Source organism: Klebsiella sp. M5al (assembly GCF_002090195.1).
Taxonomy (GTDB): domain Bacteria; phylum Pseudomonadota; class Gammaproteobacteria; order Enterobacterales; family Enterobacteriaceae; genus Klebsiella; species Klebsiella grimontii.
This window is the reverse complement of record NZ_CP020657.1, coordinates 2,083,379-2,098,206: the sequence shown is the minus strand read 5'-3', so window position 1 is coordinate 2,098,206 and position 14,828 is coordinate 2,083,379. Positions and strand designations below refer to the sequence as shown.

The window sequence follows — 14,828 nt, the reverse complement described above, 5'->3', positions numbered from 1 at the left end:
AAAAACCCCGCAATGCGGGGTTTTTTTTGGCTTAAATTCCGCGTTCAAAAAACAGCAGCGGAATCCCGGTGCCTGCATCGCTACTCTTTACCTAACAGCACCTGCAAATCATGCTTCAGGCTGGACATCTTGCTGGCATACTTCTCTTTATGCTCAGCATCCTCAATCAACTGCACGATAGTTTCCGACAGCGTTTTACCCCGTCTTTGCGCCAGACCTGCAAGGCGCTGCCAGACCACGAATTCAAGGTCGATAGACTTTTTACGCGTATGCTGATGCTCCGCGTTGAAGTGACGCTTACGTCGGGCGCGGATAGTCTGCTTCATGCGGTTCACTAGCTCTGGATTCATATGCTGCTCAATCCAGGTATTCACCAGCACGGGTTCATTTTCGAGCGTCAGTAATAAATCGACCGCGGCTTGCGCAGCGCTGGCTTCAATGTAGCGGGTAATAAGCTCACCTTCCCGATGCTTTTTTACCAGATAAGTCCATTTCCAGCCGCTTTCAAGGTTTTCCAGTTGTTGATATTTCATTGCGATCTCAATGTGACCGTGTAACTCATTTCAGGATATCAGTTTTTTCCTGATGTGCTGAGAATAAATCATCTTTCGTGATGTTGGTAGATTCGTTATCACCACGACAATCGCAATCCCCCGTGTGCTCAGACGCTGCATAATGTATAATCGCGCGTTTTACATCTGACTAAAAAACAGCGACTTTGACCATTACGAAACTTACCCGAAACGACCTTGCTCCTGATACGGAAAGTTATCAGGCGCTGTTTGCACAAGCCGACCTGGCTCACGCAGAGGAATCCCTCTCAGGCGAACTGCAACCCCGTCTCTTTTATGCCCTGGAGCAGCTACTGGTCACTCCAGCCATTTCGCCATTTATGCTGGTTAAAATTCCGGAAGAACCGGAGTACCTGCAATGGCTAGCTAATGAAACCCGAACTTTACATCAACCGGCAGCAACGCTCTGTGGCGTTCACTATCAGGTTGATGGCGGAAAAATCTCTCTTACGCCAGCGCAGACTGCTGAAGATAATTTCGCCAGCGTTGCTCCGGTCGAAGCCGCTGACTGGATCGAAGCAGAGCAGCTGTTTGGCTGCGTGCGCCAGTTTAATGGTGAGATCACCTTACAAGCCGGTCTGGTCCATCGCGCCAACGGCGGCGTATTGATTCTCTCCCTGCGCGCCTTACTGGCTCAGCCCCTACTGTGGATGCGGCTAAAAAATATGGTGGCCCGCCAGCGTTTTGACTGGCTGTCATTCGATGAATCTCGCCCTCTTCCGGTGAGCATCCCTTCTATGCCCCTGAGCCTGAAAGTGATCCTCGTCGGCGAGCGGGAATCCCTGGCTGATTTCCAGGAGATGGAACCCGAGCTTTCTGCGCAGGCTATCTACAGCGAATATGAAGATAACCTGCAAATTGCTGATGCAGAGACGCTGAAGCAATGGTGCCAGTGGGTCTGGCAAAATGCTCAACAGCTTGAACTTCCGGGACTGTCCGCTAACGCCTGGCCGCTGCTGATTCAGGAAGGCGCGCGTTATACCGGCGATCAGGAAACTTTGCCGCTGTGCGTTCTCTGGATTGCCCGCCAGCTTCGAGAAGCTGCCGCGTTCTGTGATGGTGAAGAGATTAGCGCCGAAGAGATACAAACCATGCTGGTGCGTCGTCTGTGGCGCGAGGGCTATCTTGCTGAGCGCATCCAGGATGAAATCCTGCAGGAGCAAATCCTGATCGAAACCGAAGGCGAATGCGTAGGACAAATCAACGCACTTTCTGTCATTGAGTTTCCGGGTCACCCTCGCGCGTTTGGCGAGCCTTCGCGTATCAGCTGCGTCGTGCATATTGGCGACGGCGAATTCATCGACGTTGAACGTAAGGCCGAGCTGGGCGGTAACATTCATGCAAAAGGTATGATGATCATGCAGGCGTTTCTGATGTCCGAGCTGGAGCTCGAACAACAGCTTCCCTTCACCGCCTCCCTGACCTTCGAGCAGTCCTACAGCGAAGTGGATGGCGATAGCGCCTCCATGGCCGAACTGTGCGCGCTGATCAGTTCGCTGGCCAATGTACCGATTAATCAGAGCATCGCCGTTACCGGCTCTGTCGATCAGTTTGGTCGCGTACAGCCGGTTGGCGGGCTCAACGAAAAAATTGAGGGCTTCTTCGCTATTTGCCAGCAGCGTGGGCTGACCGGTAAACAGGGCGTCATCATCCCCTCCGCCAACGTTCGTCATCTGAGCCTGGCGCAGGAACTGCAGCAGGCCGTTTCGGATGAACAGTTCTTTATTTGGGCAGTCGATGACGTGTCGGAAGCGCTGCCCATTCTGACCCAGCTGCTCTGGGACGGCGAAGGACAAACTTTACGGCAAACCATTCAGGAACGAATTGCGCAGGCGACACAGCAAGAGAGTCGTCATCGCTTTCCGTGGCCGCTACGCTGGTTAGGCGGTTCAGGTTCGAACTGATCGGACTTGTTCAGCGTACACGTGTTAGCTATCCTGCGTCCCGAACTCAAAATAAGGCTTACTGAAAACATGGTAGATAAACGCGAATCCTATACAAAAGAAGACCTTCTTGCCTCTGGTCGTGGTGAACTATTTGGTGCGAAAGGCCCACAGCTGCCGGCGCCAAGTATGCTGATGATGGACCGCGTCATCAAAATGAGCGAAACCGGTGGTAACTATGACAAGGGTTATGTTGAGGCAGAACTCGATATTAACCCGGACCTGTGGTTCTTCGGTTGCCATTTTATTGGTGACCCGGTAATGCCGGGCTGCCTGGGTCTGGATGCCATGTGGCAGCTGGTTGGCTTCTACCTGGGCTGGTTAGGCGGCGAAGGTAAAGGGCGTGCATTAGGCGTCGGTGAAGTTAAACTCACCGGCCAGATACTGCCAACGGCGAAGAAAGTGACCTACCGTATTCATTTCAAACGCGTGATAAACCGTCGTTTAATTATGGGCCTGGCGGATGGCGAAGTGCTGGTTGACGGGCGTCTGATTTACACCGCGACCGACCTGAAAGTGGGCCTGTTCCAGGACACTTCCGCATTCTGATAAGCAGTGACGCGTTAGAAAAGGCGAAGCCCCCGCGCAGCGGAGGCTTCTTTTTAAAGAGACAGTCAGGCAGTTTGTACCCTGTCCTCCATGGCTTCTCGCCAGCCTCCTAGCCAATAAGACCTTTGGTTTAAGGTCTGGTAAGGACACATTTCCTTCGACCTTCCGGTAATACCGGCCTGGTACCCACGCTGATGTGCCCGTTCCAGGCGATCTCGTTTTTGTCTCTTCATGCCTCGTTTCCCTCATTCTTTGATCTGGTGGAAAAGAAAACAATGGTCACTTAATACGCAACCACGGTTAACGAATACCGCGAATCAGGGATAGCGTCAATGCGCAAAATTCACGCCATTGTCATATTTGTGAGCTACAAGAAAGTTCGTTTGTACAAAAACTGTGAACCAGCACAAGTAACAATCTGATGAGACAAACAAAAAAGCCGCTGCGATTTTCGTTCTCGCAGCGGCTTTTTACTCTTATGAATTTTACTTATGGCAGGCGGTTTAGCTCGCTGGCAATTGCGGTTGCTTCCTGAGTCCAGGCCTGAGCTAAGGTTTTCACCATCGCGTCGTAGCCATCCTCTTGCTGCTTAAGCTCAATATGGAACGGCCGCTTGATCAGCTGCCCCTGATGCTTCAACAGCCACTCGCCGCTGACGATTACCCGGCCATCGTAACGACCGTGAAAACCACTAACGGAGACGTTCAGCGTATCCTGCTCGCTACCCAGCGGTTGAGAAGCGACAACCCATCCCGGTAGCTGGTTGCTAAGGTTCGCCACCAGCGTCGTTCTCAGCTGTTGATCGAGCGGGCTAGCCCACAGATTGTTGTTGGCAATCACATACTGGACATCGGTGGTCTGATAAACCACCCCGTTACCGGCCAGATAATCTGGAATGCTCACCTGCTCGACCCACAGCAAATTTTTGCTTTGGTGGGCGGCGCTTTGCGCGCCTCCCTGCGCCACCGGAAGCTGATAGTAAGTTTTACTGTCGCCGCCGCTGCTGCATGCCGTCAGCGCGCAAACCGCAGCCGCTATTAGCCATTTCTTCATTATTTCGCTCCCTTCGGCTGCGGATCTTTTTTATCCTTCGCCTCAAATACCAGCGCATTGCTCTTATCATTGAGCGTTTTCAGTACCGGCTGCAGTTCACGAAGAACCTGATCGAGACGCTGCATATCCGCAACCATCTTATTGTATGCCGCCGATCCCGGCTGGAAGCCCTGCATACTACGATTAAGTTCACGCAACGTATTCTGCATATCGCCCGGTAGCTGCTGCATCGACTGACTTGACGTTATCTTGTTCAGACTATCCAGCGTCGCCTGTACGTGCTGCATCGTTTTTTCACTTTGCGCCAGCGTACTGGTTGCCTGCTCCAGCAGCGGGTTAATGGGCAGATTATTAATCTTATCCAGCGCGTCCATCAGGCGCTGCTGAATCTGCGCCAGGCCACCGCTCACGGTTGGAATAATCGGATAACCGCCAAACTCCTGGAACTTGCCGCGCGCTGGCGCTTTCGGGTAGAAGTCGAGATCGATATACAGCGCCCCGGTGACCAGGTTACCGGTTTTAAGTGAACCACGCAGTCCACGGTTCATCAGATCATCGATATGCTTACGAATGTCAGGATCGGCGCCTAATTGATTGATCAGGCGTTCAGGCTCAATCCGCACTTCGACCGGAATACGATAGTCGTCGTTTAAGTTCTGCTTCAGGCCAGGGATAAAGAACGGTACTTTACCCACGGTCCCAAGGCGGATACCGCGGAACTCAACCGGCGCGCCGGGCTGCAGACCGCGAATCGAATCTTTAAAGAACATTACGTAGTCAATATGCTGAGTAAACACCGAATCCTGAATGCTGCGCTGATCGTCAAACAGATGATATTCGGTTTTATTCGCCACCGGCTCACCTAGCGGCAGCCCTTCGGGAATATCAAAGCTGACGCCGCCGCCAAACAGGGTCGACAGCGATCCCATTTCAACGCGCATACCCGCAGCGGTTAGATCTACCGCAATACCGCTATCCTTCCAGAAGCGTACGTTATTGGTTACCAGCCGATCGTTAGGCGCGCTGATAAACAGTTGATAAGTAATGTTCCGTTTTTGCGCATCGAAGGTGCTGGTTTCAACTGAACCTACGCGATAGCCGCGGAAAAGCACCGGATCGCCGGGAGAAAGCTGACCCGCTTTACTGCTTTCCAGCAGGATACGAATACCTTTTGCATCAGGGGATGCCAACGGCGGTGAATCCAACAGCGGGTACTGCGCCGGGACAGAACCTTTGGTACCCGGCTGCAGTTCGATATAGGCGCCGGATAGCAACGTCCCCAGACCGCTAATCCCTTCACGACCTACCTGCGGTTTAACCACCCAAAATACCGAATCCTGGTGCAGCAGTTTTTCCATGCCTGAATTCAACCGGGCTTTAACTTCCACGTGGGTCAGGTCATCCGTCAGCGTTGCGCTTTCAATCACGCCGACATCAACGCTGCGGCTTTTGATCCGGGTTTTCCCCCCTTCAATTCCCTCTGCGTTAGTCGTAATCAGGGTCACTTCCGGCCCCTGGTGACTATAGTGATAAAAAAGAATCCAGGCGCCAATGAGCGCCGTTACTATCGGGAAGATCCACACCGGTGACCAGTTTTTCACCTTTTGCACCTTCGCTTCTCCGCTCTTATTTTCCATGCTGCAGTCTTTCCTCACGGCTTGAATCTGGCTCACGATCCCACAATAAACGAGGGTCAAACGTCATGGCCGAAAACATTGTCATTACTACGACCAGCGCAAACATCACTGCTCCTATCGCCGGATAGATATTCATTAATCCACCAATGCGTACCAGAGCGGAGAGGACTGCGATAACAAACACATCAATCATTGACCAGCGGCCAACAAACTCGACGACTTCATAGATCAGATGCATGCGCTCCGAGTCGCGCTCTCCCTTGCCGCTGGCGTTCCAGCATAGCCAGCCAATGGCAATCATCTTTAACGTCGGCACCATAATACTGGCGATAAATATCACCATAGCGACCGGATACGATCCTTCACTCCACAGCAGGATCACCCCCGCCATAATAGTTGAGGGCATTTTATCGCCCAGCAGGTCGGTAATCATGATCGGCAAAATATTGGCGGGCATGTAGAGGATCAACGAAGTCACCAGCAGCGCCAGCGTCCACTGCAGGCTGTTTTTACGCCGGGCGGTTCCCCTGGTACGGCAGCGCGGACAAACGGCCTCATCCATAGGCAATACCGCCGTGCAGCATGAACACGAGCGTAGCCCCTGACGTAGACCGGAAACGCCGACTTTTAGCGGCTGTTTAATCGGCGGCATTGGCGCAATGTCATCCCATAACCAGCGGCGATCCACGCACTGGAACGTCCGCAGCTGTAACAGGCAGAACATACACCAGGGAATAAAACTCAGGCCAATGCCAATATCGCCGTAGGCCATCAGCTTAACGAAGCTGACCAGTACCCCGGCGAGGAAGATCTCCGCCATCCCCCAGGTTTTAAGGTGAAACAGGATCCGCGCCAGGAAGGCTTTCAGCCCGGAAGGCATGCCCACCCGGTTGACCAGCAGCAGTATCGTGACCAGGCAGAAAGCCGGCACCAGCTGTACGAACAGTAAAAAGAAAGTCCCGAGGCTGGCGTAATCCTCGGTAAACAGCACATTTGGAATTTCCAGTAGCTCAATTTCGCTGCTGATCCCCCCAACCTTCATATAGATGAAGGGGAAAAGATTGGCCAGCAGCAGCATGAACAACGCGACCAGCGCATAGGCTGTGGGACGCTGCCGGGGCGCGTCCCATGACGTTGTTAATGTCGTTCCGCAACGCGGACACGTAGCTTTCTGGCGATGCTCCAGCTGCGGCAAAGCCACCAGCAGATCACATTGTCGACACAGGATATGCCGCGCAGCATGATGATGATCGCACATGAAAACTCCTCAGCTTATGCGCCGTTTTTTAATCCTTCGAGATATTCCCAGCGTTCGAAGGCGGTTTCCAGCGCCTGCTCCGCTTCACTCAGCTGCGCAAGCACCTGCTGCGTATGGTCATGCGATTGCCCAAAGAAAGAAGGGTCGGCAACCTGCTCCTGCAACTTCTGCAGCTGGGCTTCCAGCTCTTCCAGTTTCTGCGGCAGCTGCTCCAGCTCGCGCTGCAGGTTATAGCTTAGTTTGCTGGCAGCGCGTTTGACACTTTCTGCTTTCGGTTGAGCAACTTCAACAGACTTTTTAGAAACCGACTGCTTTTTCGCCAGATACTGGGCCTGCTGACCGCGGGCGTCATGATAGCCGCCGACGTATTGACCAATTTGTCCCGCGCCTTCGAAGATCCAACACTCCGTAACCGTGTTATCAACAAACTGACGGTCGTGGCTCACCAGCATCACGGTTCCCTGATAGCCGTCAACCAGCTCTTCCAGCAGTTCCAGGGTTTCGACATCCAGATCGTTTGTCGGTTCATCGAGAATCAACAGGTTGCTGGGCTTAAGGAACAGACGCGCCAGCAGCAGACGGTTACGCTCACCGCCCGACAGCGCGCGCACCGGCGTCATCGCGCGTTTTGGATGGAACATAAAGTCCTGCAGATAGCCCAGGACGTGGCGCGGCTTGCCGTTCACCATAACTTCCTGTTTACCTTCCGCGAGGTTATCCATCACCGTTTTATCCGGATCAAGTTCCGCGCGGTGCTGGTCGAAGTAAGCGACCTCCAGCTTGGTACCCACGTGAATGCGTCCGCTATCCGCCTGCAGCTGACCAAGCATCAGCTTCAGCAGCGTGGTTTTCCCGCAGCCGTTGGGGCCAATCAACGCAATTTTGTCGCCGCGCTGGATTTGGGCAGTGAAATCTTTCACCAGCACCTTGCCATCAACCTGGTAGTTGACGTTCTCCATTTCGAACACGATCTTGCCCGAACGCGCGGCCTCTTCGACCTGCATCTTCGCGCTGCCCATCACTTCACGGCGCTCACCGCGCTCGCGACGCATGGCTTTTAACGCCCGTACGCGCCCTTCGTTACGGGTACGACGCGCTTTGATCCCCTGGCGGATCCACACTTCTTCCTGCGCCAGCTTGCGATCGAACTCCGCGTTCTGCAATTCTTCCACGCGCAGCGCTTCTTCTTTATCCAACAGATACTGATCGTAGTTACCTGGATAGGTCACCAGCTTGCCGCGATCGAGATCGACGATTCGCGTCGCCATATTGCGGATAAAGGAACGGTCGTGCGAAATAAAAATAATGGTGCCTTTGAACATCTTCAGGAAACCTTCCAGCCAGTCGATAGTTTCAATATCGAGGTGGTTGGTCGGTTCATCGAGCAGCAGCACGCGCGGCCCGCTGACCAGCGCGCGGCCAAGGGCCGCTTTACGCAGCCAGCCGCCGGAAAGCGAGGAGAGCTCGGCGTTAGGATCGAGATTGAGCTGTTCCAGCACTTCATTAATGCGACTATCGAGCTGCCACAGGCCTAAATTATCCAGCTGCTCCTGCAGACGCGCCAGTTCGTTCAGATTCTTATCACTCGGATCGGTCATCACCAGCTGCGAAACATCGTGATAACCCTTGAGGTAAGCCGCTTGTTCCGCAATCCCTTCGGCCACAAAGTCGTAAACGGTGCCGGTAACATTACGCGGCGGATCCTGCTGTAAACGTGCCACAACCAGATCCAGTTCATAGATAATGCGCCCGTCATCAAGACCCTGTTCACGATTGAGGATCTTCATCAGGGTCGATTTACCCGCACCGTTGCGTCCAACCAGGCAGACGCGTTCGTTATCTTCGATATGCAGTTCAGCATTATCCAGCAGCGGCGCATCGCTGAAAGAGAGCCAGGCGCCGTGCATACTAATTAAAGACATTCTTTATTCCTTTCAGGCTGCGGTAATCAGCCAGCAGTTGTGAATCTGACGGTTACGGGCAAAATCCTGAGACAGCGTTTTTTGCGTGATCTCCTGCGCCTTCAGGCCCAGCTGCGCCAGCCCGTCATGATCCATACGGAAACCGCGTTTGTTGTTCGAGAACATAATCGTGCCGCCTTTACGCAGCAGACGTTTTAAATCGGTCATCAGACGCAAATGGTCGCGCTGAACGTCAAACGCATCATCCATACGCTTGGAGTTGGAGAAGGTTGGCGGATCGATAAAGATCAGGTCGAACTGTTCGGTCGTCTCACGCAGCCAGCCCAGCACATCGGCCTGCATCAGGCGATGCGCGCGGCCGGTTAAGCCATTGAGGCGCAGGTTACGTTCAGCCCATTCAAGATAGGTACGGGACATATCGACCGTCGTCGTGGAGCGCGCGCCGCCAAGGCCGGCGTGAACGCTGGCGCTGCCGGTGTAGGAGAACAGGTTGAGGAAGTCTTTGCCTTTGCTCATCTGCCCCAGCATGCGGCGAGCGATACGGTGGTCGAGGAACAGGCCGGTATCCAGGTAATCGGTCAGGTTGACCCACAGACGCGCATTATACTCCTGCACCTCAATGAATTCGCCTTTCTCGCCCATTTTCTGATACTGGTTTTTACCTTTCTGCCGCTCGCGGGTTTTCAGCACCAGCTTGTTCGGCGCAATCCCCAGTACCGCAATGGTGGCGGCAATAATATCAAATAAGCGCTGGCGGGCTTTATGCGCGTCAACGGTTTTCGGCGGCGCGTACTCCTGCACCACCACCCAATCGGCGTAGCGGTCGATGGCGACGTTATACTCCGGGAGGTCGGCATCATACAGGCGATAGCATTCAATACCTTCCTGACGCGCCCACTTCTCGTATTTTTTCAGGTTCTTGCGCAGGCGGTTGGCGAAATCTTCCGCCAGCATCGCGGTTTTGCCGCCTTCGTTTTCTGCAAGATGGTAGTTCTTCTGGACGCAGTCGAGCGGGCCGTTTTTCGCTTTAAACTGTTTATCAGCACGAAGCTGCAGGCAGCTCAGCAGATCCGGCGAGGCGCTAAACAGCGACAGGTTCCAGCCGCCAAACTGGTTCTTCATAATCCGCCCCAGCAGGCTATGCAGGGCAATCAGCGCCGGTTCACTCTCCAGACGCTCGCCGTACGGCGGGTTGCTTATAACCGTGCCGTAAGGGCCCTTCGGCAGCGGATTGCTCAACTGGGCAACATCTTTCACTTCGAAGGTAATCAGTTCGCCAATACCGGCGCGGCGGGCGTTACGCTGCGCGCGTTCGATAACGCGGGCGTCAACGTCGGAACCGTAAAAGCGCGACTCATACGCCGCCAGTCCCTGACGGGCGCGGGTTTGCGCTTCGGCTTTCACTTCTTTCCAGATAGCATCGTCATGCTGCGCCCAGCCGCCAAAACCCCAATGACCGCGGTGTAAACCCGGCGCACGATCGGTGGCCAGCATCGCCGCTTCAATCAGCAGCGTACCGGATCCGCACATCGGATCGAGCAGCGGCGTACCCGTGGCCCAGCCGGAACGCATCACTATCGCCGCGGCCAGGTTTTCTTTGATTGGCGCCATGCCGGTCCCGTCGCGGTAGCCGCGCAGGTGCAGGCCCTCGCCGCTGAGATCCAGGGAAATATGCGCGGTCTCTTTATTTAGCCAGACGTTAATACGCAGATCGGGGTTTTCGCGATCGACGTTGGGACGCGGCAGGTTCTTACGCGTAAAGCTGTCGACGATGGCGTCTTTAACCTTCAACGCCCCGTACTGGCTGTTACGAATCTCTTCGTTCAGCCCGCTAAAGTGCACGGCAAAAGTGGCATCCTGGCTGAAAATCTCGGTCCATGGAATAGCCTGTACGCCAAGATACAGATCCAGGTCGCTGTAGACGCTGCACTGCCCCAGCGGCAGCATAATCCGCGAAGCCAGCCGGCTCCACATCAGGCTTTGATACAGCAACCGCGTATCTCCCTGAAAATGGACCCCGCCCTGGACCAACTGGCAGTCCATCGCGCCCAGTCCTTCCAGTTCAGTTTTTAACAGCTCTTCCAGCCCACGAGCCGTACTGGCAAACAGAGAATTCATATCGTCACTTTTACTAAAAGAAAATTGGTGCGCATTATAGCCAATATGCGCCCCATGTCATAAAGTTAAAGGCTTATTTTTAAAGCCAGGGGCAGCGTATGGTCACCCTTTCGCGTCTTTTTATTCATCCCGTCAAATCAATGCGGGGAATTGGCCTGAGCCACGCTTATGCAGACATCAGCGGGCTGGCCTTCGATCGTATATTTATGGTGACGGAAACCGATGGCACCTTCATCACCGCCCGTCAGTTTCCGCAAATGGTCAAGTTTATTCCGGCGCCGCTCCATGATGGTCTGCATCTGACCGCGCCGGACGGCAGCAGCGCGGTGGTCCGCTTCAGCGATTTCTCGACGCAGCAGGAGCCTACCGAAGTCTGGGGCAACCACTTTACCGCCCTGATTGCCCCGTCCGCGGTCAACCAGTGGCTAAGCGGGTTCTTTAACCGCAACGTTCAGCTCCGCTGGCTGGGGCCGCAGCTTAGCCGCAGGGTGCAACGCCACGATGCCGTTCCCCTCTCCTTCGCCGACGGTTTTCCCTATCTGCTGGCCAATGAGGCTTCACTACGCGATTTGCAAAAACGTTGTCCGGCCAGCGTAAGCATAGAACAGTTTCGCCCGAATCTTCTGGTAACTGGCGCAGCCGCCTGGGAGGAGGATACGTGGAAAGTGGTACGCATTGGCGAGGTCGTTTTTGATGTCGCTAAACCGTGCAGCCGCTGCGTATTGACCACCGTCAGCCCGGAGCGCGGGCAAAAGCATCCTGCCGGCGAGCCCTTAAGCACGCTGCAGCGTTTCCGCACGGCGCTGGACAACGGCGATGTCGATTTCGGCCAGAACCTGATCGCGCGAAACAGCGGCGTAATCCGCGTTGGCGATGAGTTAGAAGTACTGGCCCGCGGCCCGGCGAAGGCCTACGGCGCAGGCGATAGTGATGATACGCCGGCACCTGAAGCACAGCAGAACGCGACGGTGGAAATAGCGTGGCAGGGAGTGAGTTTTACCGGTAATAATCAGCAAATCCTGCTGGAGCAGCTGGAACAACAGGGAATTCGCATTCCTTACTCCTGTCGGGCAGGAATCTGCGGCAGCTGCCGCATCCGGCTGGAAGAAGGGGAAGTCAGCGCGCTGAAGAAAAACGCGGTAGCCGCCGATGGCACTATTCTGTGCTGTAGCTGCGTACCGAAAACCGCGGTGAGGCTGGCGCCTTAAACCGCCTGGCCCAGGCTGTAGCTGGCGACGCCTGGCGCTGGCTGCAGTCTGTCATTCATAATTTTAATCACGTCGCCCAGCTGCATCACGCGGCCGGCAAGCGTCAATCCGGGCTGCGCTAACAGGCATAGCGCGGCGTTTTCGCCGGGTTCAACCACCAGCAGATTGACCTGCTGGCCGGTATCGCTGAGCCATGCGCTGGCGGCATCGCCAACGCCGGGCTGCCAGCTTTCTTCATGAGTATTGAAGTGCCAGCTTTTCGGCATTTGCGGTTTGAGAAAACGAATGGCGACCAGCGCATTAAGTACTAATTCTGCGCGCTGTTCTTTTGTTAATTCGAGGTCGCGGCATTTTTCTTCAAATGAGAAATAGAGCGCAGCGTCATCAACGCAAAATCCGGAAGGCGCGAAGGCGTCGGGCGTCAACATCCGTCGGGCAAAACGCGACCTGAATAACATGCCATTGGCCAGATCGAGCATCATACGGTCATGCTCTTCATCGTAATACCAGCGCCAGTTATCGTCAGGTTTGATCCGCATTTCTACCCCCGTCCTCTTCCACTTCCATCTGTAATAAACAGGTAAACTGCTACAGAATATTTCCAAAATTAAGAAAAGACTAAAATGTTTAAATAAGCAACAATGAAGGAATATAAAACAACCAGGGCTATAAATAAAGCCCTGGTGAAGTATCAGAAGGGGAAAAGATTAGATATGGGTAACAATTTCTTTAATCAGCGGCGGACCTTTAAAAATAAATCCGGAATAAATCTGCACCAGCGTCGCTCCGGCGGCTATCTTTTCCCGGGCGGCAATCACCGAGTCAATACCGCCGACTCCGATAATGGGCAGACGGCCATTTAATTCCGCAGACAGCATACGGATAATTTCCGTACTCTTTAGCTGCAACGGACGTCCGCTAAGCCCACCGGTTTCATCACAATGTTTCATCCCCTGTACCAGCGATCGATCCAAAGTTGTATTGGTGGCAATCACGCCATCTATATTATGCCGGACTAAACTGTCCGCCACCTGGATCAATTCTTCGACAGAAAGATCCGGGGCGATCTTCACGGCCACAGGAACATATTTCTGATGCTTCTCTTGTAGCTCACGTTGCTTATTTTTAATACCAGAGAGCAAATCATCCAGCGCGTCTCCGTATTGTAAAGTACGCAAGCCTGGGGTATTCGGCGAAGAGATATTAATGGCGATATAGCCGGCATAAGCATAGATTTTTTCCATACAAATCAGATAATCATCTTTGCCTTGTTCTACCGGGGTATCTTTATTCTTGCCAATATTAATCCCCAGAATGCCGTCAAAATGCGCCTTTTTTACGTTCTCAACGAGGTTATCAACACCGTGGTTATTAAAGCCCATGCGGTTGATCAACCCTTCAGCATCGACCAGGCGGAAGATCCTTGGCTTATCGTTGCCCGGCTGCGGGCGTGGGGTCACGGTGCCAATTTCAATGGAACCAAAACCCATCGCGCCGAGCGCATCAATGCACTCGCCGTTTTTATCCAGCCCGGCGGCCAGGCCCAGCGGGTTCTTAAATGTGAGTCCCATACAGGTCACCGGTTTTGTCGGCACCTTCTGGCGAACCAACATTTCCAGTGGGGTACCCGAAACACGGCGTAATTGTTGAAAAGTGACTTCATGAGCGCGCTCAGGATCGAGCTGAAAAAGGGCTTTACGAACGAAGGGGTAGTACATGAACTCTCCTGGATTCCCGGTGTGCAAACCGGGGGCGTATTATGTGCGATCCACCCCGGAAAGGGAATTGACCTACGACAAAAAATCTTACCTCCGACGCAAACGTTTACTTTCGCCCCTTCCGTTATGCACTTTCTGACAATCCAACGCCGGATAAATCATTTAGGGAAATAAAAGCGCTCTGTCACACTGCAGCTAAATGTTATCAATTATAGATAAATGCGAATATTTAGTTATAAGGAGTGAGTATGCGAGTCATCACACTTGCGGGCAGCCCGCGTTACCCTTCCCGCTCCAGCGCGCTTCTGGAATACGCCAGAGAGACGCTCTCCGCGGCGGATATTGAAGTCTGTCACTGGCACCTGCAGAATTTTGCCCCGGAAGACCTGCTTTACGCTCGCTTTGATAACCCCGCCCTCCATGCGCTGAATGAACAGCTTGCCGGCGCCGATGGGCTGATCATCGCGACCCCCGTCTATAAAGCCTCTTTTTCCGGTGCGTTAAAGACGCTTCTGGACCTGCTGCCGGAACGCGCGCTGGAGGGAAAAATCGTTCTGCCGCTGGCTACCGGCGGAACCATCGCCCATATGCTGGCGGTGGATTACGCCTTAAAACCGGTACTCAACGCGCTGAAAGCCCAGGAGATCCTGCACGGCGTTTTTGCTGATGATAGTCAGGTCACGGATTATCAGCATAAACCGCAATTTACCCCGAATCTGCAGGGTCGCCTCGACCAGGCGCTGGAAACCTTCTGGCAAGCTCTGCATCGTCCCAGCAGCCGCGCGCCGGCGCTGAAAAATTTACAGCGGGTTGCGCATGTTTAAAAACCCGCGTTGATGCCCCTATCCAG

Annotated in this window: 13 protein-coding genes; 4 read left to right on the top strand and 9 right to left on the bottom strand. The window is 53.9% G+C overall.

Annotation, left to right across the window (positions count from 1 at the left end; all coding sequences use genetic code 11):
- Nucleotides 1–80: 80 nt before the first annotated feature.
- On the bottom strand, nucleotides 81–533 hold the full coding sequence (gene matP / locus BWI76_RS09965) for a macrodomain Ter protein MatP (protein WP_004871567.1): 453 nt from the start codon (nucleotides 531–533) through the stop codon (nucleotides 81–83).
- 185 nt (nucleotides 534–718) lie between these two features.
- Here matP and BWI76_RS09960 point away from each other — a divergent pair, with 185 nt between their 5' ends.
- Together BWI76_RS09960 and fabA are read left to right on the top strand one after the other, a co-directional pair.
- Nucleotides 719–2,476, top strand: coding sequence for an AAA family ATPase (locus BWI76_RS09960; RefSeq protein ID WP_049100531.1), 1,758 nt, complete (start codon nucleotides 719–721; stop codon nucleotides 2,474–2,476).
- Between the two features lie 69 nt (nucleotides 2,477–2,545).
- Nucleotides 2,546–3,064, top strand: coding sequence for a bifunctional 3-hydroxydecanoyl-ACP dehydratase/trans-2-decenoyl-ACP isomerase (gene fabA / locus BWI76_RS09955; protein WP_004131011.1), 519 nt, complete (start codon nucleotides 2,546–2,548; stop codon nucleotides 3,062–3,064).
- 65 nt (nucleotides 3,065–3,129) lie between these two features.
- Here fabA and rmf read toward each other — a convergent pair whose 3' ends face one another.
- The 6 genes from rmf to rlmKL form a co-directional block, all read right to left on the bottom strand.
- Nucleotides 3,130–3,297: a ribosome modulation factor gene (gene rmf, locus BWI76_RS09950; RefSeq protein ID WP_004871568.1), complete on the bottom strand. Its 168-nt coding sequence runs from the start codon at nucleotides 3,295–3,297 to the stop codon at nucleotides 3,130–3,132.
- A 256-nt stretch (nucleotides 3,298–3,553) separates the two neighbouring features.
- Nucleotides 3,554–4,117, bottom strand: a complete 564-nt coding sequence (pqiC, locus tag BWI76_RS09945) for a membrane integrity-associated transporter subunit PqiC (RefSeq protein WP_004871569.1) — start codon at nucleotides 4,115–4,117, stop codon at nucleotides 3,554–3,556.
- Complete coding sequence (gene pqiB, locus BWI76_RS09940) at nucleotides 4,117–5,754, bottom strand: intermembrane transport protein PqiB (protein ID WP_004871571.1); 1,638 nt, start codon at nucleotides 5,752–5,754, stop codon at nucleotides 4,117–4,119. The genes pqiC and pqiB overlap by 1 nt, the downstream gene beginning before the upstream one ends.
- Nucleotides 5,744–7,012 (bottom strand): membrane integrity-associated transporter subunit PqiA, encoded by a 1,269-nt coding sequence (gene pqiA, locus BWI76_RS09935; protein ID WP_004871573.1) that lies wholly within the window; start codon nucleotides 7,010–7,012, stop codon nucleotides 5,744–5,746. Before pqiA ends, pqiB begins: the two co-directional genes overlap by 11 nt.
- A gap of 14 nt (nucleotides 7,013–7,026) precedes the next feature.
- Nucleotides 7,027–8,934: an ABC transporter ATP-binding protein gene (locus BWI76_RS09930; RefSeq protein ID WP_024360058.1), complete on the bottom strand. Its 1,908-nt coding sequence runs from the start codon at nucleotides 8,932–8,934 to the stop codon at nucleotides 7,027–7,029.
- 12 nt (nucleotides 8,935–8,946) lie between these two features.
- Nucleotides 8,947–11,052, bottom strand: a complete 2,106-nt coding sequence (gene rlmKL, locus BWI76_RS09925) for a bifunctional 23S rRNA (guanine(2069)-N(7))-methyltransferase RlmK/23S rRNA (guanine(2445)-N(2))-methyltransferase RlmL (RefSeq protein ID WP_004871577.1) — start codon at nucleotides 11,050–11,052, stop codon at nucleotides 8,947–8,949.
- Nucleotides 11,053–11,150: 98 nt separating this feature from the next.
- Here rlmKL and BWI76_RS09920 point away from each other — a divergent pair, with 98 nt between their 5' ends.
- Complete coding sequence (locus BWI76_RS09920; protein WP_024360059.1) at nucleotides 11,151–12,260, top strand: YcbX family protein; 1,110 nt, start codon at nucleotides 11,151–11,153, stop codon at nucleotides 12,258–12,260.
- Here the strand turns inward: BWI76_RS09920 and zapC are convergent.
- Complete coding sequence (gene zapC / locus BWI76_RS09915; protein ID WP_004130998.1) at nucleotides 12,257–12,799, bottom strand: cell division protein ZapC; 543 nt, start codon at nucleotides 12,797–12,799, stop codon at nucleotides 12,257–12,259. The two genes, BWI76_RS09920 and zapC, sit on opposite strands and share 4 nt — an antisense overlap.
- Nucleotides 12,800–12,967: 168 nt before the next feature.
- Nucleotides 12,968–13,978, bottom strand: coding sequence for a quinone-dependent dihydroorotate dehydrogenase (gene pyrD / locus BWI76_RS09910; protein WP_004130996.1), 1,011 nt, complete (start codon nucleotides 13,976–13,978; stop codon nucleotides 12,968–12,970).
- 248 nt (nucleotides 13,979–14,226) lie between these two features.
- On the opposite strand from pyrD, the gene ssuE reads away from it, so the two are divergent.
- Nucleotides 14,227–14,802 carry an NADPH-dependent FMN reductase gene (ssuE, locus tag BWI76_RS09905; protein WP_049087512.1) on the top strand — a complete coding sequence of 192 codons (576 nt, stop codon included), beginning with the start codon at nucleotides 14,227–14,229 and terminating at the stop codon, nucleotides 14,800–14,802.
- The last annotated feature ends 26 nt before the right edge of the window (nucleotides 14,803–14,828 follow it).